The sequence below is a fragment of the Flavobacterium arabinosi genome (genome assembly GCF_048158725.1).
Classification (GTDB): Bacteria; Bacteroidota; Bacteroidia; order Flavobacteriales; family Flavobacteriaceae; genus Flavobacterium; species Flavobacterium arabinosi.
Window position 1 is genome coordinate 184,679 of the sequence record NZ_JBLNKX010000003.1, and the last position, 24,552, is coordinate 209,230.

The 24,552-nt window shown below is 33.8% G+C and carries 21 protein-coding genes; 12 read left to right on the forward strand and 9 right to left on the reverse strand.

Going from position 1 to position 24,552, the window contains the following annotated elements; all coding sequences use genetic code 11:
- The first annotated feature begins 108 nt into the window (after positions 1-108).
- The 3 genes from def to mazG all read left to right on the forward strand — a co-directional run bounded on the left by def (position 109) and on the right by mazG (position 2,144).
- Positions 109-696, forward strand: coding sequence for a peptide deformylase (def, locus tag ACM55K_RS07625; RefSeq protein ID WP_416849636.1), 588 nt, complete (start codon positions 109-111; stop codon positions 694-696).
- 92 nt (positions 697-788) lie between these two features.
- A complete protein-coding gene (locus ACM55K_RS07630; RefSeq protein ID WP_416849637.1) occupies positions 789-1,289 on the forward strand; it encodes a DUF5606 family protein in 501 nt (166 codons plus the stop codon).
- 81 nt (positions 1,290-1,370) lie between these two features.
- The gene (gene mazG, locus ACM55K_RS07635) at positions 1,371-2,144 is read left to right on the forward strand and encodes a nucleoside triphosphate pyrophosphohydrolase (RefSeq protein ID WP_416849638.1); all 774 of its coding nucleotides are present in this window, start codon (positions 1,371-1,373) and stop codon (positions 2,142-2,144) included.
- 132 nt (positions 2,145-2,276) lie between these two features.
- Here mazG and ACM55K_RS07640 read toward each other — a convergent pair whose 3' ends face one another.
- The gene (locus ACM55K_RS07640) at positions 2,277-2,957 is read right to left on the reverse strand and encodes a Crp/Fnr family transcriptional regulator (protein ID WP_416849639.1); all 681 of its coding nucleotides are present in this window, start codon (positions 2,955-2,957) and stop codon (positions 2,277-2,279) included.
- Positions 2,958-3,067: 110 nt separating this feature from the next.
- On the opposite strand from ACM55K_RS07640, the gene ACM55K_RS07645 reads away from it, so the two are divergent.
- The 8 genes from ACM55K_RS07645 to ACM55K_RS07680 all read left to right on the forward strand — a co-directional run bounded on the left by ACM55K_RS07645 (position 3,068) and on the right by ACM55K_RS07680 (position 11,791).
- Positions 3,068-5,473 carry a heavy metal translocating P-type ATPase gene (locus tag ACM55K_RS07645; protein ID WP_416849640.1) on the forward strand — a complete coding sequence of 802 codons (2,406 nt, stop codon included), beginning with the start codon at positions 3,068-3,070 and terminating at the stop codon, positions 5,471-5,473.
- Positions 5,474-5,590: 117 nt separating this feature from the next.
- Positions 5,591-5,782 carry a cbb3-type cytochrome oxidase assembly protein CcoS gene (gene ccoS, locus ACM55K_RS07650; RefSeq protein ID WP_416849641.1) on the forward strand — a complete coding sequence of 64 codons (192 nt, stop codon included), beginning with the start codon at positions 5,591-5,593 and terminating at the stop codon, positions 5,780-5,782.
- Positions 5,783-5,784: 2 nt separating this feature from the next.
- On the forward strand, positions 5,785-7,974 hold the full coding sequence (ccoN, locus tag ACM55K_RS07655) for a cytochrome-c oxidase, cbb3-type subunit I (protein WP_416849642.1): 2,190 nt from the start codon (positions 5,785-5,787) through the stop codon (positions 7,972-7,974).
- A 5-nt stretch (positions 7,975-7,979) separates the two neighbouring features.
- Positions 7,980-8,150, forward strand: a complete 171-nt coding sequence (locus ACM55K_RS07660; protein WP_416849643.1) for a CcoQ/FixQ family Cbb3-type cytochrome c oxidase assembly chaperone — start codon at positions 7,980-7,982, stop codon at positions 8,148-8,150.
- Between the two features lie 27 nt (positions 8,151-8,177).
- The gene (locus ACM55K_RS07665) at positions 8,178-9,098 is read left to right on the forward strand and encodes a cbb3-type cytochrome c oxidase N-terminal domain-containing protein (RefSeq protein WP_416849644.1); all 921 of its coding nucleotides are present in this window, start codon (positions 8,178-8,180) and stop codon (positions 9,096-9,098) included.
- 74 nt (positions 9,099-9,172) lie between these two features.
- On the forward strand, positions 9,173-10,591 hold the full coding sequence (gene ccoG / locus ACM55K_RS07670; protein ID WP_416849645.1) for a cytochrome c oxidase accessory protein CcoG: 1,419 nt from the start codon (positions 9,173-9,175) through the stop codon (positions 10,589-10,591).
- Between the two features lie 39 nt (positions 10,592-10,630).
- Positions 10,631-11,080 carry a FixH family protein gene (locus ACM55K_RS07675; protein ID WP_416849646.1) on the forward strand — a complete coding sequence of 150 codons (450 nt, stop codon included), beginning with the start codon at positions 10,631-10,633 and terminating at the stop codon, positions 11,078-11,080.
- A 9-nt stretch (positions 11,081-11,089) separates the two neighbouring features.
- Positions 11,090-11,791: a sulfite exporter TauE/SafE family protein gene (locus ACM55K_RS07680; protein ID WP_416849647.1), complete on the forward strand. Its 702-nt coding sequence runs from the start codon at positions 11,090-11,092 to the stop codon at positions 11,789-11,791.
- Between the two features lie 294 nt (positions 11,792-12,085).
- Here the strand turns inward: ACM55K_RS07680 and hemN are convergent, their stop codons facing one another.
- The 8 genes from hemN to ACM55K_RS07720 form a co-directional block, all read right to left on the reverse strand.
- Positions 12,086-13,450, reverse strand: coding sequence for an oxygen-independent coproporphyrinogen III oxidase (gene hemN / locus ACM55K_RS07685; RefSeq protein ID WP_416849648.1), 1,365 nt, complete (start codon positions 13,448-13,450; stop codon positions 12,086-12,088).
- Positions 13,451-13,587: 137 nt separating this feature from the next.
- Positions 13,588-14,061 carry a hypothetical protein gene (locus tag ACM55K_RS07690; protein WP_416849649.1) on the reverse strand — a complete coding sequence of 158 codons (474 nt, stop codon included), beginning with the start codon at positions 14,059-14,061 and terminating at the stop codon, positions 13,588-13,590.
- Positions 14,062-14,176: 115 nt separating this feature from the next.
- On the reverse strand, positions 14,177-14,524 hold the full coding sequence (locus tag ACM55K_RS07695) for a hypothetical protein (protein WP_416849650.1): 348 nt from the start codon (positions 14,522-14,524) through the stop codon (positions 14,177-14,179).
- A 144-nt stretch (positions 14,525-14,668) separates the two neighbouring features.
- Positions 14,669-16,690 carry a DUF349 domain-containing protein gene (locus ACM55K_RS07700; protein WP_416849651.1) on the reverse strand — a complete coding sequence of 674 codons (2,022 nt, stop codon included), beginning with the start codon at positions 16,688-16,690 and terminating at the stop codon, positions 14,669-14,671.
- A gap of 325 nt (positions 16,691-17,015) precedes the next feature.
- On the reverse strand, positions 17,016-17,765 hold the full coding sequence (locus tag ACM55K_RS07705) for a shikimate dehydrogenase family protein (protein WP_416849652.1): 750 nt from the start codon (positions 17,763-17,765) through the stop codon (positions 17,016-17,018).
- Entirely contained in the window at positions 17,765-19,159 is a 1,395-nt protein-coding gene (locus ACM55K_RS07710; RefSeq protein WP_416849653.1) for a tetratricopeptide repeat protein, read from the reverse strand. Before ACM55K_RS07710 ends, ACM55K_RS07705 begins: the two co-directional genes overlap by 1 nt.
- A gap of 225 nt (positions 19,160-19,384) precedes the next feature.
- Positions 19,385-20,572 carry an aspartate aminotransferase family protein gene (locus ACM55K_RS07715; protein WP_416849654.1) on the reverse strand — a complete coding sequence of 396 codons (1,188 nt, stop codon included), beginning with the start codon at positions 20,570-20,572 and terminating at the stop codon, positions 19,385-19,387.
- 91 nt (positions 20,573-20,663) lie between these two features.
- Positions 20,664-22,295, reverse strand: coding sequence for an OstA-like protein (locus ACM55K_RS07720; RefSeq protein ID WP_416849655.1), 1,632 nt, complete (start codon positions 22,293-22,295; stop codon positions 20,664-20,666).
- A 274-nt stretch (positions 22,296-22,569) separates the two neighbouring features.
- Here ACM55K_RS07720 and ACM55K_RS07725 point away from each other — a divergent pair, with 274 nt between their 5' ends.
- Complete coding sequence (locus tag ACM55K_RS07725) at positions 22,570-24,438, forward strand: alpha-amylase family protein (protein WP_416849656.1); 1,869 nt, start codon at positions 22,570-22,572, stop codon at positions 24,436-24,438.
- The last annotated feature ends 114 nt before the right edge of the window (positions 24,439-24,552 follow it).

Sequence of the window (24,552 nt, forward strand, 5' to 3'; positions counted from 1 at the left end):
ACTAATTATCAATTCAGGATTAATCATTGTCTATTTTTTTACTATTTTTGCACACTGAATTAATGGAAGCATATTCAGTTTTAGTAGATAATACTTAATACAACAATAATGATTTTACCAATTATAGGATATGGTGATCCTGTTTTGAGAAAAGTTGGGGAAGTTCTTTCACCGGAACATCCAAACTTGAAAGAAATAATTGCCAATATGTACGAAACGATGTATAATGCCTATGGTGTGGGACTTGCTGCACCGCAAATAGGATTAGCAGTTCGTTTATTTGTAATCGATACGACTCCTTTTAGTGAAGATGAAGATTTAGAAGATTCTAAACAAAAAGAATTGAAAGGTTTCAAAAAAACTTTTATCAATGCAAAAATGATAAAAGAAGAGGGGCCAGAATGGAGTTTTAATGAAGGATGTCTGAGTATTCCAGATGTTCGTGAAGATGTGTATAGAAATCCAACTATAACTATTGAGTATTGCGAAGAGGATTTTGTTATGAAAACCGAAGTTTTCGAAGGATTAATCGCCAGAGTAATTCAACACGAATACGATCACATTGAAGGGGTTTTGTTTACTGATAAAATTTCGACATTAAAAAAACGGTTGATTCAAAAGAAACTCAAAAATATCTTGGAAGGGAAAACATTCCAAGAGTACCGAATGAAATTTTTCGCCAAAAAAGGAAGGTAAATTTCCATTTATAGCTTTACCTTGGTATGGTTCTTGGTCTTAAAAGAAAAAATAAATAAGTCAAATTCTTAATAAATAATTTACAAAAAAACATGAATTTAGAAAAAATATTATCCATTTCTGGGAAACCGGGTTTATACATTTTGAGAGTACAAACACGCACTGGGTTTGTTGCAGAATCGTTAGTGGACGGAAAAAAAATCACAGTGAATTTAAAAAGTAATGTGAGCTTATTGTCGGAGATTTCGGTTTATACTTATGAAGGCGAAAAACCATTATCTGATGTCATGCAAAAAATTGCAGATAAAGAAAATAAAGGACAAGCGATTTCACATAAAGAGGATAATGCTAAATTAACGGCTTATTTTAAAGAAATTCTACCTGATTATGATGAAGAAAGAGTATATCCATCTGATATCAAGAAAATTTTAAATTGGTATAATATGCTTCAGGCAAAAGGGTTGGTTACTGATGAAGTAGCGGTTGCAACAGAAGAAGCACCAGCTGCTGAAGAACTTGTTGCTGTTACTGAAGAAACTCCAATAGCGGAAGTGAAAGCTCCGGCAAAAAAAGCAAAAGCTACAAAAGAGTAGTTTCTATTTTAATATATTATTTAATCCTGTTCAGCTATTTTCCTGAACAGGATTTTTTATTTTTACAAAAAATCATTTTTTATGAATTCAAGACAAAACCAACTGCAAGCTTTCGAAAGACTATTAGATATTATGGATGATTTGCGTAAAAAATGTCCTTGGGACAAAAAGCAAACCATGCAGACTTTACGGCATCTTACTATAGAAGAGACCTACGAATTAGGCGACGCTATTTTAGATAATGATTTGAACGAAGTCAAAAAAGAATTAGGGGATTTGTTATTGCATATTGTTTTCTATGCCAAAATAGGAAGCGAAACCAACGATTTTGATATGGCAGATGTATGCAATGAAATTTGTGAAAAGTTAATTCACCGTCATCCACATATTTACAGTGATGTTATTGTAAAAGATGAAGAAGAGGTGAAGCAAAACTGGGAAAAACTAAAACTGAAAGAAGGTAAAAAGTCCGTTCTTGAAGGTGTTCCAAAAAGTTTACCTGCATTAGTAAAAGCCAGTCGAATTCAAGATAAAGTTAAAGGAGTAGGGTTTGATTGGGAAGAATCCCATCAGGTTTGGGACAAAGTTCAAGAGGAATTGGAAGAATTGCAAGTTGAAGTTGAAGCTGGAGATCAAGATAAAATTGAAGCTGAATTTGGAGATGTTTTATTTTCGATGATCAATTATGCCCGATTTCTTAATATAAATCCCGAAGATGCTTTGGAACGAACCAATAAAAAATTTATTAAGCGCTTTCAATATTTAGAAAGTAAAGCGGGAGAATTAGGAAAACCATTGATGGATATGACTTTGGCTGAAATGGATGTTTTTTGGGAAGAAGCGAAGAAACTTTAAGCAGTAGTCAGTCTCAGTATTCAGTAAAAGAGATAATAGTTTTAGTTTTTATATTTTCGATCTTTGGAGGAGGAGGGTTGGAGTAAGGTTTATTTATTTTCTAAAGAATTTATAGTAAACGTGTTAGAGAACCTACTCTGCTAATTTTTTTAGGGCATTCATTTCTTTTAAAATAATCTTTTTACCAGTCAATTCAATCAATCCTAGTTTATTAAAATCTGATAGTAATCGAATACAGCTTTCGGTGGCAGTACCAATCATACTGGCTAATTCGTCTCTTGAAAGTTGGACTTTTAAGGAGTTGTCTTCATTTTTTCCGAAAGTATCGTGTAAATAAAGTAGTGTTTCTGCTAATCTTTCTTTGACTGTTTTTTGTGCCAAATTGACCATATGATCATCGGCTTCTTTTAGATCACCGCAAATAGTTTTCATCACATTCATCGAAAACTGATTGTTTTTGTCAAAGTATCCCATCACTTCCGACTTTGGAATAAAACAAACCTCCATGTCTTCAAGAGCTACTGCACTTAGATTTACAGGCTCGTCACTGATCATGGAACGTTGCCCTAATAACTCTCCTTTTGTAACTAGCTTAACAATGTGGTCTTTACCGTTTGGACTCAGTTTTGTGAGCTTGCAAATACCATCCTTAACGCAATAGATACCATTGACGTTTTCTCCTTCTTCAAAAATCACTTCACCTTTTTTAATAGTGTGAGATGTTTTGCAGTCAGAAAGTTTTAGTAATTCGTCTTTAGTAAGTGCTTTCAAAGAGCTAAATTCTCTAACGATACATTGTTCGCATTTGCTCATCTTGTTTGTTCTTTTATTGGTATTACAAAACTAACTCTTTAATATGATAAATGTCATATTTTTAACGTATTCAATTTGTCACCTTTGTTCAAGGTAAAATGAGCAAAGTTATGGACACACAAAACTGTTTCCATTGTGGGTTAGATGTTATAAAAGAAGATGAAATTATTTTTGATGCCAAAAAATTTTGTTGCAATGGTTGTAAAACCGTGTACGAAATTTTTAGCCTCAATGATTTGACTTGTTATTATGATTTTGAAAAATCCCCTGGAGCAACCCCGCAAGACATTAATGGTAAATATGATTTTTTAGATAATGAAAATATCGTTTCAAAACTTTTGGAATTCCAAGAAAATTCAACCGCTATTATTTCACTTAATATTCCTCATATTCATTGCAGTTCGTGTATTTGGATTCTGGAAAATCTACAGCGTCTTCAAAAAGGAATAAGTACTTCTCAGGTTAATTTTCCTGAAAAGAGCGTTCGCATCACTTTCAATCCAGAAGAAGTCTCAATAAAAACGATTGTTTATTTATTGGGTTCCATTGGTTATGAACCCTATATCAGTCTCGAAAATTATGAAACTGGTACAAGCAATATCGATAGAAGTTTAACCTATAAATTAGGTGTTGCATTCTTTTGTTTTGGGAATATCATGCTGCTTTCATTTCCCGAATATTTTGAGGTTAAGGAATTTTGGTTAGACCAATACCGTGATTTTTTCAGAGGTGCGATTTTTGCTTTGTCATTGCCAAGTTTCTTCTATTCGGCTAGTGGTTATTATGTTTCGGCTTACAAAAGTATCAAATCTAAAATGCTCAATATCGATATTCCCATTGCTTTGGGAATTATTGTCATGTTTGTGCGAAGCACATTCGATATCTTAATGGATTACGGTTCTGGTTTTTTTGACAGTTTAACAGGATTGATTTTCTTTATGCTTTTGGGTAAAATGTTCCAAATCAAAACCTATAGTTTTTTGAGTTTCGAAAGGGATTTTAAATCTTATTTTCCAATAGCAGTTACCAAAATTAATACAGATGCTTCGGAAGAAAGTGTCGCTGTTTACGAAATTGAAAAAGGAGACCGATTACTCATTAGAAACCAAGAACTCATCCCTGTTGACGGTATTTTAATCTCAGAGAAAGCTGAAATAGATTATAGTTTTGTAACTGGAGAAGCGATTCCTATTACCAAACAATCAGGCGATAAAGTATTTGCAGGCGGAAAACAAATAGGTAAAGTGATAGAGATGGAAGTCTTACATTCGGTTTCGCAAAGCTATTTGACGCAATTGTGGAGTAATGATGTGTTCCAAAAAAATGTAGAACAAAAACACAAAACGATAACAGACAGAATTTCTCGTTATTTTACTCCGATACTTTTATTAATTGCTTTTGCGGGATTTGGATATTGGATTTTTATTGACGCAAATATCGCTTTCAATGTGTTTACGGCGGTATTGATTGTTGCCTGTCCATGCGCTTTGGCATTGACAGCACCATTCACTTTTGGGAATGTATTACGAATTTTAGGGAAGCAGAAATTCTATCTCAAAAACGCTTTAGTTATTGAACAATTGGCTAAAGTCGACACTATTGTTTTTGACAAAACGGGAACAATTACAACCAATAAAAAATCGAATATATCTTATGAGGGTGCTGTTCTTTCTGATGAAAATTTGTTGTTGATTAAAAATGTACTTCGGGCTTCAAATCATCCATTGAGCAGAATGTTATATGATTATTTGCCAGTTCCGATTTTACAAAACAAAGTGACAAAGGAAACCAAAAAGTTAAAAGTTGATGCTTTTGAGGAAATTACAGGAAAGGGAATTCAGGCTCAAATTTTTGGATACCAAATTCAAATTGGTTCAGCAGCTTTTGTAGAAAAAACAGAAGAAAAGAACATTCAGCAAACTTCGGTTCATATAAAGATTAACGGTGTTTATTACGGAAAATTCATTTTCAATAATCAATACAGAGAAGGGTTAGGGGAGCTTTTCAAAAATTTAAGCAGTAAATATCAAATTAAGGTTTTGTCTGGTGATAATGAAGGAGAACGGTCAACTCTGGAAAAACTTTTGCCGAAAGGCACTGAATTAATTTTCAATCAAAAACCGGAAGAAAAATTAGAATTCATTAAAAAATTACAACAAAAAGGTAAAAATGTGATGATGGTTGGTGACGGATTGAATGATGCTGGAGCTTTGGCACAAAGTAACGTTGGAATTTCAATTTCAGAAAACGTCAATGTTTTTTCACCGGCATGTGATGCCATTTTAGATGCCAATGAATTTCAAAAACTGAATTATTTTTTAAAACTATCAAAGAAATCCATTACTACTATTAAAATGAGTTTTACATTATCATTATTGTATAATGTGGTGGGATTATCATTTGCTATTACCGGAAATTTATTGCCTTTGGTTGCAGCCATTATAATGCCTTTGAGTACCATAACGATTGTTAGTTTTGTGACGATAATGAGCAATTATTATGCGAGGAATAAATAGAATTAGGTAAGCTTTAAAAATGAGAGTCCGGTAATTTTAGCCTAAAAGAGTAAGTATGATAAATGTCATACTTTTTAAGAAAACAGCAATGTAATTTTGTTTAACACAAATTAAGGTATGAGTGTCATTTATTTATTAATCTCCATCAGTATAGTCGTAGCTCTTGTTTTTTTTATTGCATTTATTTTTGCAGTAAAAACAGGACAATATGACGATGATTACACACCGTCGGTCAGAATGCTTTTTGACGACGAAATTAAGAAAGTACCCCAAAAGGAAATACAAACAATAGAAGAAAAACAAATTTAATTATGGAAATGCAACAGTTTTATTATGACAACAAAATTGTAAAAAAATTCATTTACGCAACCATTGTCTTTGGAGTGGTAGGAATGTTAGTTGGGCTTACTTTAGCCTTTATGTTTCTTTTCCCCAATATAACCGATGGAATTTCGTGGTTGAGTTATGGTCGATTAAGACCTTTACATACTAATGCCGTTATTTTTGCTTTTGTAGGAAATGCTATGTTTGCAGGGATTTATTACTCTTTGCAAAGATTGCTGAAAGCCAGGATGTTTAGTGATTTTTTGAGTAATCTGAATTTTTGGGGTTGGCAATTAATTATTGTTGCCGCAGCCATTTCCTTACCAATGGGTTATAGTTCTTCCAAAGAATATGCCGAACTGGAATGGCCTATAGATATAGCAATAGCATTAATTTGGGTTGTTTTTGGAATTAATATGATTGGAACTATCCTGAAACGTAGAGAGCGTCATTTGTATGTTGCGATTTGGTTTTACTTGGCGACATTCGTTACTGTTGCAGTTTTGCATATTTTCAATAGTTTATCATTACCGGTTTCTGCTATGAAAAGTTATTCTGTTTATGCGGGAGTTCAAGATGCTTTAGTTCAATGGTGGTACGGTCATAATGCGGTTGCGTTTTTCTTGACTACGCCTTTCTTAGGATTGATGTATTATTTTGTTCCAAAAGCGGCTAATCGTCCTGTATATTCTTATAGATTATCGATTGTTCACTTTTGGTCATTAATATTTTTGTATATCTGGGCTGGACCACATCATTTATTGTATTCAGCATTGCCTAACTGGGCACAAAATTTAGGCGTTGCTTTTTCAATAATGTTGATTGCGCCATCTTGGGGCGGAATGATAAACGGACTTTTAACGTTGAGAGGAGTTTGGGACAAAGTACGTGTAGATCCAGTTTTGAAATTCTTTGTTGTAGCGATTACAGGTTACGGAATGGCTACTTTTGAAGGTCCAATGTTGTCTTTGAAAAATGTAAATGCAATTGCGCATTACACGGATTGGATTATTGCTCACGTTCACGTTGGTGCATTGGCTTGGAATGGATTTATGGCTTTTGGTATGATTTATTGGTTGGTTCCTAGAATGACCAAAAGTAGTTTGTACTCTCTTAAATTGGCTAATTTTCACTTTTGGATTGGGACTTTAGGGATCATATTATATACGATTCCCATGTATGTTGCCGGATTTTTACAGGCTTCTATGTGGAAACAGTTTAACCCCGACGGAACTTTAACCTATGGTAACTTCCTGGAAACAGTAACTCAAATCATGCCAATGTATTGGATGAGAGCTATTGGTGGAACTCTTTACTTAACTGGAATGTTTGTTTTAGTTTATAATATTATTCAAACAGTAAGAGCAGGTTCTAAAATTGAAGATGAATTAGCCGAAGCTCCTGAATTATTGAAAATTAGTGCAGGAAGAGTAAAAGGAGAGAAATTTCACCCTTGGTTAGAAAGAAAACCTATCCAATTGACAATTTTAGCTACAATAGCAATTTTAATTGGTGGTGTGATTCAAATTGTACCAACGATTATGGTTAAATCCAATATTCCAACAATTGCAAGCGTAAAACCATATTCTCCATTAGAACTCGAAGGACGCGATTTATACATTCGTGAAGGTTGCGTGGGTTGTCATTCGCAGTCTGTCCGTCCGTTCCGTAGTGAAGTGGAACGTTATGGACCACAATCTAAAGCAGGAGAATACGTGTATGACCATCCATTCCTTTGGGGTTCAAAACGTACAGGCCCGGATTTATTAAGAGTGGGAGCAAAATACAATGACAATTGGCATTTTAACCATTTTTGGAGTCCTCAAAGTATATCTGCCGGATCAATTATGCCGGGTTATAAATGGCTTTTTGATAATAAACCAATGGATATTTCTTTAACCAAAAAGAAAATGGAAGCCATGGTTACATTGGGCGTACCTTATACAAAAGCTCAGGTTGCAAGTGGTTTGGATGATTTAAGAAAACAAGCTATTGCAATTGAAGAAAACTTGAAAAACGACCCTGACTTTGTCAAAAGTTATAATGAAAGCAAGAAAAAAGCAGCAGCCAGAGGAGAAAAATTTGTTCCAATGAACGAAAGGGAAATCGTTGCCTTGATTGCTTATATGCAAAGACTTGGAACCGATATTAAAGTAAAAGATTTAGCTAAAAAATAAAAGTCATGTTCGAACAAATAAAACACAATATGGAAACTATCGACGGAGTTGCGATATATCCAATCGTATCGTTATTAATTTTCTTCTTCTTTTTTGTAGGACTTGGTATGTGGGTTTTCTCATATAAAAAAGAGAAGATTAATGAATTGAGCCAAATTCCTTTGAACGACAATTAAATAGTATAATTTTTTAAAATTTAGAAAATGAAAAAATTAATTCCAGCATATGTTAGAGTCCCAGTTATTTTCTTTGCTGTATTTGGGGCAATGGAATATTTTATTGACTCCGGAGATAAACCGGCATTTATAAAATTCCCAATGGTTTCCGTCTTTTTGTTTGTGTTTCTTTTCCTTTTGATAGCAATAGAAATTACAATGAGCGCCGTTGATAATATTACCTATCAATTGTTATCAGAGGAACAAAAACTAAAATTAGAGGAAGTTAATTCTTTGGGTCTAAAAGAAAAAGAATGGTTTAAAAATCTGATGAAAAGTTTAACAAATACAGTACCATTAGAAAATGAAGGCGAATTATTGTTAGAGCATGATTATGATGGAATCAAGGAATTAGACAATAATTTACCGCCTTGGTGGGTATATTCATTTTATGCCTGTATTGCTTTTGCCTTAATTTATATGGTTCGATTTGAATTATTAGGAGCAGACAATCAAGAAATGGAACTTAAAAAAGAGGTTGCTCAAGCCAAAATTGATATTGCCGAATATATGAAAACTGCTCCGGATTTAATGGATGAAAAAACAGTTGTTTTATTGACGGAACCCGCTGATTTAGCGGCTGGAAAAGAAATTTTCACAACGAATTGCGCAGCTTGTCACAGAGCGGATGCCGGAGGACAGATAGGACCTAATTTAACTGATGCAAATTGGATTTTGGGCGGTGGAATTAAAAATCTATTCCACACCATTACAAATGGAGGCCGTGATGGAAAAGGAATGATTGCCTGGAAAGGTACATTAAAACCAAAAGAGATTCAGCATGTTGCAAGTTATATATTGTCTTTGCAAGGGAGCAATCCTAAAGATCCAAAAGCACCCGATGGCGAAGTTTGGGTAGATGAGAATGCACCTAAAACGGTTGCATTAAGCACTGAAGTTAAAAAATAATAGGTAGTCTGTTAACTATGTCAAAGGCTAAAACTTTGACGTAGTTTTTAGATTAAATATTTAAAAATAAAAAAATGTCAAAATTACCAGACGAAGCTTTTAGAGATACCATCGGAACGATTGATGAAGAAGGGAACCGAAAATTTATTTTCCCTAAAAAACCCTCAGGTAAATTTTATGAATATAGAAAGTGGGTCAGTTACTTTTTGTTGACTGTACTTGTCGCGAATCCTTTTATAAAGATTAATGGCAATCAGTTCATGATGTTCAATATATTGGAAAGGAGATTTAATATTTTCGGATTTCCATTTTGGCCTCAGGATATTTATCTTTTCGTTCTTTTTATGATTGTTGGCATCGTTTTCGTCATCCTTTTTACGGTAATTTTTGGACGTATATTTTGCGGATGGATTTGTCCGCAGACTATCTTTTTAGAAATGGTTTTCCGAAGAATTGAATATTGGATTGAAGGCGATCGTGGTGCCCAAATTCGCTTGGAAAAACAAGAATGGAATGCGGAAAAAATCAGGAAAAAAGGAATTAAGTGGTCGATATTTTTAATTATTTCTTTTTTTATTGCCAATGTCTTTCTGGCCTATCTGATCAGCAGCGACAAGTTATTTTTAATGATTGAGGAAGGACCGGAAAACCATGTAAGTACTTTGGTTTCTTTATTGATTTTTACAGGAGTTTTCTATTTTATTTTTGCATGGTTTAGAGAACAGGTTTGCATTATCGCTTGCCCTTACGGAAGATTGCAGGGCGTTTTATTAGACGATAAATCAATAAATGTTGCGTATGATTTTGTTCGCGGTGAAAAAGAAGTTGGCAGGGCTAAATTTAATAAACAAGAGGACAGAGCTGCAACAGGAAAAGGAGATTGTATTGATTGTAAACAATGTGTGAACGTTTGTCCTACCGGAATTGATATTCGAAACGGGACGCAAATGGAATGTATTAATTGTACCGCTTGTATTGATGAATGCGATACCATTATGGACAGGGTGGGTTTGCCAAAAGGACTGATCCGTTATGCTTCGGAAGATGAAATCGAGAAAAAAGTGAAGTTCAAGTTCACACCCAGAATGAAAGGCTATTCCGCTGTATTGTTTATTTTGACAGGGATTTTAATAGGATTATTGTTTTTACGTACGGATGTAGAAGCCAGTATTTTGAGATTGCCAGGACAATTGTTTCAACACAAAGGGGATAATATTAGTAATATCTATACTTTTAAAATTATCAATAAGACCAACAATGATTTTAATGACATTCATTTCAAATTAGTTGGCATAAAAGGAACTTTAAAAGTTGTGGGAAAACAAGATATCAAAATCCCAAAACAAGGAATGGACAATGGGACTTTGTTTATAGAAATCAATCAGAATTTATTGGAAAGTGATAAAACTAAATTAAAAATTGATGTTTATAATGGACTGAAAAAAATTGAAACCAGCACAACCAGTTTTTTAAGTCCGAGAAGTTTTGATTAGCAGATCCGTTTTTTAGATTAAATATATAAATAAAATAATATGAAAATTAACTGGGGAACGGGAATCGTCATTGCTTTTGGGTTGTTTATAACCTTCATTTTATATTTTGTTTTTACGGTGCAATCCGATTCAAAATATGACAACGAGTTGGTTGTGGAAGAGTATTACAAACATGATGCTCATTTTGGAGATGAAATGATACGCATTCAAAACGCGCAAAATTTGGTTCAAAAACCATTAGTAAATGTTACTTCAGATGGAATCACAATTGTATTTCCTAATGTGTTTGTTCCAAAAGATATTAAAGGAAAAGTATCCCTTTACAGGCCGTCGAACAAAAAATTAGATTTTGAAACTCCAATTTCGTTATCTGATTTTACTTTGCTCATACCTAAAAAAAGTTTGTCAGGCGGTCGTTGGGATATTAATATGGAATGGCAATATGAGGGAAAATCATATTTAACCAAAGAAACGATATACATAAATTAGATTTAAACAATGCTTTACACGGCTTTCATTTTCGGTTTAATAAGTAGCTTTCACTGCATTGGAATGTGTGGTCCTATTGCTATGATGTTACCCGTGGACAGGTATAATCAGGCCAAAAAAGTTACTCAAATAATTACATATCATTTAGGAAGAGTAACGGCGTACGCCACGATTGGTTTTGTTTTTGGGCTACTTGGAAAAGGGCTTTTCATGGCCGGTTTGCAACAGAAACTTTCCATATTCATAGGTATAGCCATCATCATTGTGGTTTTGACTCCTGAGAAAATTTTTGCTAAATATAATTTTTCAAAACCAGTTTTTAAATTGATCTCTAAAATTAAAACAATTTTAGGAAATCAGTTTAAAAACAAGAGTTACCAATCATTGTTTACTATTGGTTTACTCAACGGGTTTTTACCTTGCGGAATGGTCTACGTTGCTTTATTTGGCGCCATTGCCATGCAGAACGAAGGCCTGGGAGTTTTGTACATGATATTATTCGGATTAGGAACTATTCCTATGATGAGCAGTGTCGTGTATATTAATTCATTTTTGACTATCCCTGTTCGAAACAGAATCCAAAAAGCAATTCCTTATGTTGCGATAGTTATTGGTGTTTTATTTATTTTGAGAGGATTGGGATTGGGGATTCCTTATATTTCGCCATCCAATATGAGTTTGTTTGTACAGGCGAACCCTAATTGTCATTAATTTTTAAATAATAACCTGAATTCGATTATTATTTTGCCACTAATAAATTGTATATCATTAATTTGCGGTTAACTTGTTTTCCTGCAAGGTCATTTTTTGACCTTGTAGGTATGTAAATCTAAAAAATGATACCTACAAGGTTTTGGAAATCTTGCAGGTATGAAAATTAATACTTTAATAATCGAACTCAGGTTAATAGTACATAAAAAAGCACGCTGAAAGTCCTGCTGTCTTGACGCAAATATCGTGTTTAACTTTTTAATGTTATTTTAAAAAATAATGTTAATCTAATCCCTAGATTGTCATCGAAAACAATTCGGTTTCTGGAGCTTTTCTTTTTAAACGCAAATCAAATGCCATACAGATATTACGAACATAAGGTTTGCCTTTTTCTGTAACCTGAATAGTATTGTCATTTATAATTACTAATCCATCTTGTTCCATTTCTTTTAACTGAATTAAAACTTCAGGAATTTCATTAAAATAACCAGCGTTATTTTCCCAGAAAGTTTCAAATTGGCACATTAAATTTAGAATATGTTTCCTGATGATGAGGTCTTCATCAGTCAATAAATGGCCTCTGAAAAGAGGTAATTTATTCCATTCTAGGATTTGATAATAATCTTCCAAATTTTTTACATTTTGAGCAAAACTAAACCAACTGTCACTGATGGAAGAAACACCCAATCCGATCATCAATTTTGTTTTTGAGGAGCTGTATCCCATGAAATTTCGATGCAGTTTCCCATTTTGAAAAGCTTCAAATAAACTGTCCGTTTTTAAAGCAAAATGATCCATTCCTATTTCATGGTATCCATTTTCATGCAATAATTTTTTGCCCGTTTCATACAGCATTCGCTTTTTATCATCTTTTGGAATGTCTTCGTCATTAAATCCGCGTTGCCCGTTCCCTTTAATCCAAGGTACGTGCGCGTAACTATAAAACGCCAATCGATCGGGCTGCAATGATTTTGTTTTCTCAATAGTATCGATTATATCTTCAATTTCCTGAAACGGCAAACCAAAAATGATATCATGACCAATCGAAGTATATCCAATTTCTCTGGCCCAGAACGTAACTTTTGCCACATTGTGAAAAGGCTGTTCTCTGTGAATTGCTTTTTGAACTTTTTCAGAATAATCCTGAACGCCAAAACTCACTCTTCTAAAACCTAAATCGTATAGTTTTTGTAAATGCTCATGTGAGGTATTGTTTGGATGGCCTTCAAAACTAAATTCATAGTCTTTGGCTTTATTAGCATGACTAAAAATGCCATTTATTAAATCTTCCAAATTTTTAGGCGAGAAAAATGTGGGAGTTCCACCGCCTAAATGAATTTCTTTGATGGTTGGTTTTGCTCCGAGCATTTTACAATATAAAGTCCATTCTTTCAAAACAGCATCTATATATGGATTTTCAACAGCATGATTTTTTGTAATACGCTTGTTACAGCCACAAAAAGTACATAAGCTTTCGCAAAAAGGCAAATGGATATACAAACTGATTCCTTCGGAATTATTACTTGCTGTAAATGATTTTTTTAAAGTTTCGGTCCAAATTTCATACGAAAAATCAGTTTCATCCCAATAAGGAACTGTTGGGTAACTGGTATATCTGGGGCCTGGAACATTGTATTTTTGAATTAAGGAGTTTTTCATGGCAAATCATTTATCAGTATTCAAAAGTAGCATTACTCCTAAATATTTAAAATGATAATTATCATATTAAAAAACAAGCATAAAAAAAAAGAGACTGTCTTTTTAAAACAATCTCTTTCAGTGAATAATGAGTAAATTTAGGAAATACAATCGGTAATAATTTTTGTCCATTTTTGTGCCATTACATGGTCTTCGTACAAACAAACCTGATCTATTATTTCGTTTTCAATAGTGTAGAATTGAACTAATTCTTTTTTATGGGCTTCTTTGTATCCAAATTCAAATTCGATTTTTATGATTTTAGCAGAATTGTTTTCCGTTGTAGCAACCAGTTTGCAAGACGCAATATCATTTAAATTAACAAAAGTGACTACTTCTTCTGGAGCGTTAAAATCCATTAAAAGGAAGCCTTTGTTTTTTTCGTCTAACGCCAATACTTTTTTGTTTTGTGTTTCAGTCAATTCAAAATTTGAATGATTATTACGACTGTATTTCTTCTTTATCTCCTTGATTTTATTTTTGTTAATGACATTAGAGCGAAATACAAAGAATAGTGGAATGCCTATTAAGATTGTTATTATAAGGCCTATTATAGTTACGGATGTATCCATTTTTTTATTTTTTTGAGTTATTTGTAAAGCATGATAAATTCGATTGAAAACCAAATGGAATCCATTCAAAAAAGAAAGATAAGTGTATCTCTAATTACGGAATCAGCGCTTTAAATCACCAAAAATAATGGAAAGGAAAGAGTAGGAGCGAAACCATTTCACATCGATTGATGTCTTGTTTCGCATGACGAGAAAAGATTTTTAGGACTTTAAAATCCGGGATTGCAACTAGAAAATTTTCAAGATATTTTGCAATTGTATAATCGATGGTTTTATAATGGAATCCAACTATATTGTTTGCATGGGTTTGAATAAAAACCGAAGAATGAATCGAGTCAGGAGAAAAGGAAGAACTGGTTTTTTCTATTTTAATTTTTTCAATAGGTGATTGGTTTGCATTAAAAGCAAATAATAAAACTATTGAAAGTCCAATAAAAATAACTGTTTTCCGAATCCAATTCATTTGGCAAATTTAAAATTAACAGCCGACTGTAGGTAGTTTTTTCTGATAAATGAAAGTTAAATTTTTAAATTCGGAACCTCTTTTGCATAAAAAAACCTCGTACTATTTAAGAACGAGGTTTGTAATTTTAAAAATTGCTGAAAATTATTCTATTTTCAAATTTCTCAATTGTTTTAGTTTTTCTTTCCAAACATCAAGACTTTCTTTGTGAATAGCTATGTTTTTACGAACTTCTAATACAATGGAATTTTCTTTTTTTGCATTTCTTGTGTTGGTGAAAAACTGAATGTTATTCTCTAGTTGGAAAATTTCATTCTGCACTTCCTCAATTTTACGCATCAGGAATATCTTTTCGTTATCCAATTTGCGAATATCGTTGCTTTCTGATAAGTTGTCCATTCTATTGGCAAAACGAATCATATCAGTGTCCTTTTTACTCAAACTTAATTTTTCAAAAAGGGCATCTAAAATTTTATTGAATTTTCCTTCGATATGTCTTCTTGGAAAAGGAACTTTTCCAAAGTTTTTCCAAGTTTCAATATGTAATTTTATGGAATCTAAATCCGTTTTATGATCGCCGGTCAATTGGAATTCTCTCAACGTTTCTAAATAAGCTTTTTTATTATCAAAAGCTTCTACTTCTTCGCCATTTTCCTCATTCTTTTGCTCTTTTAATTTGTCAAAATAATGATTACAAGCATCTTTGAACTCTTTCCAAATTTTATCGGAATATTTTCTAGGGACATGTCCTATTTGTTTCCACTCATCCTGAATTTGCTTCATGATAGGTGTAGTCGCAGCGAAATCAGTGCTTTCCTGTAGTTCTTTGGCTTTAGCAACAAGAACTGTTTTTTTGCTTAAATTATCGTTTTGATCTTTCTTAATGTCTTTATAAAATGAATTTTTGAAAGAATTAAAATTTCTAACGGCAGTTTTAAAACTTGCCCAAGTTTCTTCATTTACATCCGATGGGACTTTTCCGGCTGAAAAGAAAGCAGTTCTTAAGGCTTCTATTTTTTCTATTTGAGTCAGCCATTGCGAATGAGCATTTACTTTTTCGGTCGCTAAAACTTCAATTTTGGCGATAATTTCTTTTTTCTTTTCTAAATTTTCAAGTTCTGTTCCTCTTTGATTTTCAAACAAAACTTCACGTTTATCATGCATTTGCTTAGTCAAATCACTAAACTTGTTCCAGATTTCATCACGATGTTCTCTAGAAACAGGTCCAATATCTTCTTTCCAGATTCTATGTAAATCTTGTAATTCTCGGAACGCTTTATTAACATCGGCTTCTTTTACCAATTCTTCAACGCGCGCTACAATTTTTTGTTTTTGTTCTAGATTATGTTTGAAATCCAAGTCTCTAGCTTCTCGGTCAAGATGCAAATAATCATAGAAATTTTCCACATGAAAATGGAAATTATTCCAAACGTGATTGTATTTATCTTTCGGAATTGGTCCCGCATTTTTCCATCGTTCTCTTAAATCATTAAAATGTTTTAAGGTGTCTTTGATGTTTTCCTGTGGATTGATTAACTCTTTTAATTCCTCAACAATAGCCAAACGATTTTCCAAATTGGTTTTTAAATTCGTTTGTAAACTCTTGAAATGTGTATTTTTAGTATCTCTAAAAAGAGAATAATATTTGTCAAATTGGGTTTTTAACGGAGAATGATATTGAAATTCTTCATTTAGATCTTGATTTTCAGCGAGAAATTCCTCTTTTTTCTCTTCAAGAAGATGATTGTATTTTGCTAAGAATGCTTTTTTTATCTCTTCGATATGATCCTTTGCTGACATCACTTTCTCACTGGTAACTAAACTTTTAAGTTCTTCAACCAATGCCTCAAGAGACAATGTATCATAATCCTGCATCGGAATATCGTGACGCTCCTTCAACGTGTCATCTTCGCTTTCTTCAGCATTAGCTTCCGTAATTGCGTTTAATACCGATTGGTTTTCAGTTTCTATAGTAGGTTCATCATGTGTCAACTCTTCCCCTGTTAGGGTTACAACATTTTCGTCAATAGAATGAACAGCTACGCTATCGTTATTTTCGTCAATTGTTTCAGTTTCCATAATAGTATCTGATTGATTTAATTCAAGTGAATTATTTTCTAAACTTCCATCTGCTTCCAGCAGGTTATCATTCTTTTCTTCTAACATTTTTTCAATGTATAAGGTTTTTATTTTTTGTATCGAACACGAAAGATAGTGAAGGAGCATGAAATTACAAAATAAATCCTTTATTTAGAGTCGTTTTATGTTAAAATTTTCTTTTTTTTGAAGCAATTTCCTGCTATTCGCTGTATCTTTTTTATCCGCCGAAAAAGCTGATAAAAAAGGATGCCGCTGTTATCAGGGCTAGGGTTTTGGGAATTAATCAGGATTTTTTTATTTACTGCAGTTCAATGTTTTAAACAAAAAGCCACTCTTTTCAAATGGCTTTTTTACTTACATAAGTGCGTGTACGAAAAATGAGGTTTTTCTATTATTTATTCCAAATCTTCCAGGCTTTCTCCGCTTGAAAAATAAGCATATCCAGTCCGTTTTTTATTTGGGCACCTTGTTGTTTGGCTTTTTTAAGAAATTGAGTTTCGGCTGGATTGTAAATCAAATCATAAGCAATATGCTTATCCGTGAAAAATTCATACGGGATTAATGGAAATGCATCCACATTAGGGCTCGTTCCTACCGGAGTAGAATTTATTATGATTTGGTAATTATCAAATGTCGTCGCATTGATTCGGTCATAATCGATAGCATTTTCTTTGGCTTCCCTGGAAACAAATGTGTATGGAATATCCAGTTCATCTAACGCAAAAGCAACCCCTTTAGAAGCGCCTCCTGTTCCTAAAATCAAGGCTTTTTTGTGGTGTGGCTGCAATAAGGGTTGTAATGATTTTTTGAAACCATAATAGTCCGTATTGTATCCTTTCAATTTTCCTTTTTTAGTAATTTTAATCGTATTAACAGCGCCAATTTGTGCTGCGTTTTTAGATAATTTATCGAGAAATGGGATTACTGTTTCCTTGTACGGAATGGTAACATTCAATCCTTTTAAATCCGAAGTGTTTTTAATTACCTCAGGAAAAGAGGATATTTCAGGAATATCAAAATTCTCATAGGTACAACCTGTGAAGTTTTCGTTATTGAATTTATCTGTAAAATATCCTTTTGAAAAAGAATAATTAATGTTGCGTCCTAATAAACCAAAGCGTTTTCTAACTATGTCAACCATTATTTTTTATATTTTGCTATGTAATTTTGTACCATTTTCTTTGTCCAAACAACAGGGAATAAATCTTCTAAAAGAATATAGTTGTCAAAATTCAATCGCAAAGCATTACTTAAATGGAATTTTGCTTTAGTGTTTTGTCCAATCATAAAATACAATCCAGCCAAACGGTATTCTACTTCATTCTCTTCCGGAAAATATTCAGAGGCTTGTAATAAAGTTTGAATAGCACTTTCGAATTCGCCTAAAAACTGAAGAATATCTACCCAAAATAACCAAGTGTCTAACCCGTAATCACCAAATTCTACCGCTTTTCTATAGCCAAGTTCGGCTTCTTCAAAGAAGTTCATTTGTTTGTTGATGGTTGCAAAGCGTTTCCAATACAAACGATTTTGGTTGTCAATTGCTAAAGCTTTGTTGACAAAAAACAACGCTTTTTGGTAATTTTTTTGACGTACGTAAAAGTCAGTTATGGCAATCCATCCTTTATCTAAAAGGGGGTCTTCATGAACGGTTTGATTGAAATATTTTAATGCTAAAACTTTGTTTCCTAATTTTTCATAACATTTACCCATTCGAAGTAATGCATAGGATGTCGCATCATCTAATTCGATGGTTCTGCTGTAACTTTCGATGGCTTCGGCGTATTTTTTTAAACGTTCGTAAGCTTTGGCTTTCTCCATGAAAGCACCAAGGAATTCATCATCGATTAAAGTAGCATAATCAAAGGCGCGAATCGCATTTTCATATTCTTTTACACCGTAATGCAAACGACCTAGTTGATGCCAGGCGATTTCGCTATATGGATTTTGGTCAATGTATTTATTCAAATAGGCAATAGCCTCTTGATTCTGATCTAAAAATTCAAAACAATACACAACGTTGTATAATGCGGATTGGTCTTCCAGATCTTCTTCCAGACACTTGATAAAGCTTTCTTTGGCCATTTCAAGATTATCCATAAAAAGATATTCCATGCCTATTAAATTATAAACATCGGCGTAATCATCAGTGTATTGTAATGCTATTTTCAACATTTCTACGGCCTTCTCATGCTGGTCTCTTTTAGAACAGATGTTGGCTTTTTGAATGTAAATTTCTTCATTGGTTGGTTCAATGGCGTACAACTCATTCAATAGCTTTTCGGCTAATTCGAGTTTATCATCATACACAAGCATTTCCACTTGGACTAGTTTTAGTCCGGTAGATTTTGGATGTTGTTCCAATGCCAGTTTGAGTGCTTTTTTTGCCAAAGCGGCCTTACCCATATCGAGATAATGAAGAATAATTTCTTCAAATTCTTCGGAGTCAAAAAAGAGAACTTTGTTGGTTTTCAACATGGACTCAAATTTAGACAATGATAAGTTATAGTCTTCTTCTTCGTTGCTTAATTGCATACTGTGTGTTTTTAATTTGGCCTAAATAAATTTAGGGAATCGTGCGTGTACTGTGAGGGAAAGTTAGAATTGTTGTGAACAATTTAATTAACAAAAAAAGCTTTGGTTTAAACTGATGCCATAGCCCCGATAAGAGTAGAAATCCTTTTACTTTTTTTCTTTAAAAAAGTAAAATATTGCAACGGATAGCGGGAAATAGCTCCCAATTGCGATATTTTAAAATAATTAATTCTTGTTCAAAATTTCATCCATTACTTCAAGCATGATGCTACAACCTTCTCGTATTTCTTCTTCAGAAATGGTTAGCGGAGGTGTTATTCTGATGGCACATCCTTCAAATAATAACCAAAATAAAATGAGTCCTTTGTCTTGACATTTGAGAATCACTTCGTTTGTTATATCGGCACTTTCTGTCATTGCGGCCAGCATTAATCCTTTTCCTCTTATTTCTACTATCAAAGGATGTACCAAAAGTGTTCTGAATAGCTTTTCTTTCTCCATTGCTTCGGGCATGAGATTGGTCTCAGTAATTTCCTGCAAAGTCGCCAAACAAGCTGACGCAATGACAGGGTGACCTCCAAAAGTCGTGATATGTCCCAGTTTAGGATTATCGCTCAACAAATCCATCATGGCAGATGAAGCGGTAAAAGCACCTACAGGCATGCCGCCGCCCATTCCTTTTCCCATTACCACAATATCTGGAACGACATCGTAATTTTGGAATCCAAATAGTTTTCCTGTTCTCCCAAAACCCGGTTGGATTTCGTCGAGAATCATAATCGCACCCACTTCAGTGCAGCGTTTGCGCACTTTTTTAAGAAAATCATTGTGTGGCTGAATAAAACCGGCGCCACCTTGAATGGTTTCCAGAATTATTCCTGCGGTTTTGGTCGTTATTTTTTGTAAATCTTCTTCGTTGTTGAACGTGATAAAATCAACATCAGGAATCAATGGGCGAAAAATTCTTTTGCGCTCTTCAAATCCCATTACACTCATGGAACCCATAGTATTTCCATGATAGGCGTTGTGACACGAAATTAATTGGCTTCTTCCCGTGGTTCGTCTGGCGAGTTTTAAGGCACCTTCAATAGCTTCTGTTCCTGAATTGACCAAATAGGTTTTGTCTAAAGGCGCTGGCAGGAGTGAGGCTAATAGTTTGCAATACTGAACTGCGGGACTTTGGGAATATTCGCCATAGACCATGACGTGTGAATATTTGTCTAACTGATCTTTGATGGCTTGATTGACTCTAGGATGCTGATGCCCTAATGCGCAAGCGGAAACTCCCGCCACAAAATCCAAGTATTTTTTATTATTGGAATCGTAAATATACGAACCTACTGCATGTGATACTTCCATACCCAATGGATACGGGGATGTCTGTGCTTGATATTTTAGGAAATCGTTATTCACGGTTATTTGTTTAATCGTTTAATTGTTTATTCGTTTTGTGAATTGTTACCTGAAACCTGTTATCTGGAATCTGAATAACTGCGAATGACTACTATTTTTTACCCTTTTTCTTATCATAGTTCAATGTTTCCTTTCGGATTTTTATTGGAACATCTTTCTTTGCTTCTTCGGCTTTAGTTGCTTTGGCTATTTTATCGTTGTCTTCATTTTCTTCCGGAGGAAAAATATCGTCTTTGGATTTTATTCTTTCGTCACCACGCCAGACCAAACCCCGAAGTTTTCGTGCGTTTTCAGGCAAATCTTTTTCGGGAAAAATATCGCCATCTACTTGCTTAAAAAAGGTGATGGTTTCTATTGTTTTTTTGTCAAAAATAATATTGATTTTACTACTCACATTTTTGTTGATTCCAATGAGTTCTTTGGCGTCGTTCCGCATATAATAAATCACTTCCGTGTTTTTTATGATGTCTACATCATGCAAATTTCCTTCTTCAAATTTCCCAAAGAGATTTTGTCCTTTTACCTGATTATAGCCCGTTCCCAGCGTATCTTTCGAGACTAGAAAAGTATTATTCAGGACTTTAAGCGAATCAAGCGCTTTGGTGTTGTTATTTCCAATAAGATGCATGATATCACCTGTAATCTGGTTTTCACCATTCCAAAGTATTGGATTTCCTATCAGTTTTGTCAAGGCTGTTTTGGAGCTCGAATGTATCGAATCACATTTGCCACTCATATCCGTTTTATAAAAGCGAACATTGTTGAAAGCCCGAATAATTCGGTTTCCTTCTTTACCGGTAACCATTAGTTTTTTTCCATGAATGTAAACCGAGTCATTTTCGACAAAGTTTACCGCCACAGCTCTTTTGGTGACAAACATAGAATCCTGATTTTTATATATTTCGGCGTAATTTCCTTTAACAATTCCGCGATTGATGGAATCCGTTATTTTTACATTCCGAGTTGCCGATGCAAATTCCCTGTTCCTGTCATAGTACAAGCTGTCTCCTTTTATAACCCGATCATCGTATCTAATATACGATTTATTAAGAAAATGCGCCAGATTTTTTTTGGTGTCATAAAATCCTTTTTCGGTATAAATATAATTGGCTTTACTGGTAACTGTCGAAGGCCCTAAAAGATAGGAATGTCCTGAATTACTGAAATAATCCAAATGATTTGTTTTTATTACATACGTTGGATTCGTAATAGTAACTGCCGTAATAAATTGGAATTTTTTTTGAGCTACATAATACCTTCCTGATTTGCTTTTTAAAGTATTATCCTTATTTACGATTGTTCCGGGTGAATTATAAAATACCTCCTGTGTGTTTCTGTCAAAATTGATGGTGTCTGTAGCCAATGTCGCATCCGGGGAACTCATCACTGCATTTCCAGTAGCCAATGCTTTTTTTACATTTCCGTTATATTCAGCATATTTACTGTTTAAAAATAAAGTGTCTCCTTGAACTAATTGAACATTTCCAAATGCCTTAATGTAATTTTCCTTTTGAAAATAGTAGGCTTTATTACAGGTCAAAACTACTCCGTCATGATTTACACGTACATTTCCGGTAAGTAAAAAAGCATCCGGCATTTCAACTTGATTTACATCTGCGAAATCGGAATGTTCGACAATAATTTTTTTGGGAGCTTGCGCCAAAACCAAATTAGTACAAAGTAAGAGTAAACAACAACGAATGAAAAATAGCGTTTTCTTCAAGGGATTTATTTTTTGTCAAATTTATGAAAAAGGAGACAATCCTAATCCATATTAGGATTTATTTATACTTACATGATATGACGCCGAAAACCACTGGTGTTTACTTTTAAAGTTATCAACAAATAATGATACTCTTTCGAGGTAGTGTGCTTTATTAAAAAGGAATTCATTTTAATTTCAAATGATAGCGGCATCTTTATTCTAAAAAATATTAAATTTAAAAATTGATTTATAAATCACAAAAAAAGACAAAAATCAGCATAAATAATTTTGTATGATAAAAAAAATAACTATTGTTGCAGGAATGAGCGTGGTGCTTTTGGCGACGGCTTGTAAAACGAAAGATTTAAAAATGAACGCAGCACAGAAAGAGATTGTCTCAAACAAAAAAGAAGTTGTATATCAGGTTTTTACACGGTTATTCGGAAATAAAAACACCAATAATAAACCTTGGGGAACTCTTGAGGAAAATGGGGTTGGAAAGTTTGATGATTTTACCGATGCCGCATTACGGGAGATAAAGGATTTAGGGGTTACTCATATTTGGTACACAGGTGTCCCACATCATGCTTTGATACGGGACTATACAGCAATCGGAATTTCTAACGATGATCCAGATGTAGTCAAAGGCAGAGCAGGTTCTCCTTATGCCGTAAAAGATTATTACAATGTGAATCCTGATTTGGCAGTGAATCCAGCCAATCGATTACAAGAATTTGAGGCTTTGATTGCTAGAACCCAAAAAGCGGGATTAAAAGTGATTATAGATATTGTTCCCAATCATATTGCTCGTAAATACGAAGGGAAGAATAATCCTAAAGGAGTTAAAGATTTTGGTGCCAATGATGACGTAACTGTCGAATACAAAAGAGATAATAACTTTTATTATATTCCAAATGCCCGCTTTGAAGTACCTGATACTGATAAACCATTAAACGGAGAAAAAAATCCGCTTGTCGATGGGAAATTTGAAGAATATCCTGCAAAATGGACTGGTAACGGCTCTCGTTTGGCAAAACCAGATCGTAATGATTGGTATGAAACGGTAAAAGTGAATTACGGAATTCGTCCTGATGGTTCGAAAGATTTTCCAGAACTTCCTGCTGGTTTTGATGCAAAATCATACAAAGAGCATTTTGATTTTTGGAAAGGAAAGGATGTTCCGGATTCTTGGAAAAAATTCAGAGATATTGCATTGTTTTGGACTGCCAAGGGGGTTGATGGCTTTCGATACGATATGGCCGAAATGGTGCCTTATGAGTTCTGGAGTTATATGAATTCAGCTATTAAAGTTAAAAATCCAGATGCTTTTTTATTGGCGGAAGTCTATAATCCGAATGAGTATAGAAATTATATTCGTTTGGGTAAAATGGATTATTTATACGATAAGGTAGAAATCTATGATAAATTAAAAGATGTAATTCGAGGCAAGTCATTGCCAGATGGATTATCGGACATACAAAACGGTATGGCTGATATTGAGCATCATATGTTGCATTTTCTGGATAATCATGATGAACAACGTTTAGCAAGTCCAGAATTTGCAGGAACGCCAGAAAAAGGAAAACCTTTAATGGTAGTTTCAACCACAATAAGCACTTCGCCAACTATGATTTATTTTGGTCAGGAAGTAGGAGAGGCAGGAAATGAAAACGGAGGTTTTGGTACGCATTCCAGAACTTCAATTTTTGATTATATAGGGGTTCCTAGTCACCAGCGCTGGATGAACGGAGGGAAATTTGACGGGGGTCAATCGACGAAAAGCGAAAAAGACTTGCGTGATTTTTACAAAAGATTGCTAAATTTTTCTCTTAAAAGTTCGGCCTTGATGGGTAAATACCAAGAAATTCAATCGGTTAATCGTCATGAAACTAAAGGGTATGATTCAGGGATTTATGCTTTCACTCGTTGGTCAGATACTCAAAAATTAATAGTAGTGACTAATTTCTCGTGGCTTACCACTAGCAATTTCGAATTAAAAATTCCTTCGGATATTATTCAAAAATGGAATTTGAAAGACGGAAATTATACAGTAACGGATCAGTTGTATAATAAGAGTTCCGTTCAGTTACAGGTTTTAAATGGGGAAGGAAAAGCCCATATTACAATTGCTCCATCAGAATCGTTTATTTATCAATTATAGAAAATAAAATAGCCAAATCATAGTTAGTTTTATTAAGATTTTAAAATGCCGAGAATGTTTTTAAAAACAAAAAATGCTGATATAAACATATCAGCATTTTTTTATAATTAAATT

Bases quoted from the DNA above. Each gene is read 5' to 3' on its own strand.
- ACM55K_RS07710 (WP_416849653.1), bottom strand. From the start codon at position 19,159: ATGCAATTAAGCAACGAAGAAGAAGACTATAACTTATCATTGTCTAAA.
- ACM55K_RS07640 (WP_416849639.1), bottom strand. From the start codon at position 2,957: ATGAGCAAATGCGAACAATGTATCGTTAGAGAATTTAGCTCTTTGAAA.
- mazG (WP_416849638.1), top strand. From the start codon at position 1,371: ATGAATTCAAGACAAAACCAACTGCAAGCTTTCGAAAGACTATTAGAT.
- ACM55K_RS07660 (WP_416849643.1), top strand. From the start codon at position 7,980: ATGTTCGAACAAATAAAACACAATATGGAAACTATCGACGGAGTTGCG.
- ccoN (WP_416849642.1), top strand. From the start codon at position 5,785: ATGGAAATGCAACAGTTTTATTATGACAACAAAATTGTAAAAAAATTC.
- ccoG (WP_416849645.1), top strand. From the start codon at position 9,173: ATGTCAAAATTACCAGACGAAGCTTTTAGAGATACCATCGGAACGATT.
- ccoS (WP_416849641.1), top strand. From the start codon at position 5,591: ATGAGTGTCATTTATTTATTAATCTCCATCAGTATAGTCGTAGCTCTT.
- ACM55K_RS07725 (WP_416849656.1), top strand. From the start codon at position 22,570: ATGATAAAAAAAATAACTATTGTTGCAGGAATGAGCGTGGTGCTTTTG.
- ACM55K_RS07700 (WP_416849651.1), bottom strand. From the start codon at position 16,690: ATGTTAGAAGAAAAGAATGATAACCTGCTGGAAGCAGATGGAAGTTTA.
- ACM55K_RS07695 (WP_416849650.1), bottom strand. From the start codon at position 14,524: ATGAATTGGATTCGGAAAACAGTTATTTTTATTGGACTTTCAATAGTT.
- ACM55K_RS07690 (WP_416849649.1), bottom strand. From the start codon at position 14,061: ATGGATACATCCGTAACTATAATAGGCCTTATAATAACAATCTTAATA.
- ACM55K_RS07705 (WP_416849652.1), bottom strand. From the start codon at position 17,765: ATGGTTGACATAGTTAGAAAACGCTTTGGTTTATTAGGACGCAACATT.
- ACM55K_RS07680 (WP_416849647.1), top strand. From the start codon at position 11,090: ATGCTTTACACGGCTTTCATTTTCGGTTTAATAAGTAGCTTTCACTGC.
- hemN (WP_416849648.1), bottom strand. From the start codon at position 13,450: ATGAAAAACTCCTTAATTCAAAAATACAATGTTCCAGGCCCCAGATAT.
- ACM55K_RS07630 (WP_416849637.1), top strand. From the start codon at position 789: ATGAATTTAGAAAAAATATTATCCATTTCTGGGAAACCGGGTTTATAC.
- ACM55K_RS07675 (WP_416849646.1), top strand. From the start codon at position 10,631: ATGAAAATTAACTGGGGAACGGGAATCGTCATTGCTTTTGGGTTGTTT.
- def (WP_416849636.1), top strand. From the start codon at position 109: ATGATTTTACCAATTATAGGATATGGTGATCCTGTTTTGAGAAAAGTT.
- ACM55K_RS07645 (WP_416849640.1), top strand. From the start codon at position 3,068: ATGGACACACAAAACTGTTTCCATTGTGGGTTAGATGTTATAAAAGAA.
- ACM55K_RS07665 (WP_416849644.1), top strand. From the start codon at position 8,178: ATGAAAAAATTAATTCCAGCATATGTTAGAGTCCCAGTTATTTTCTTT.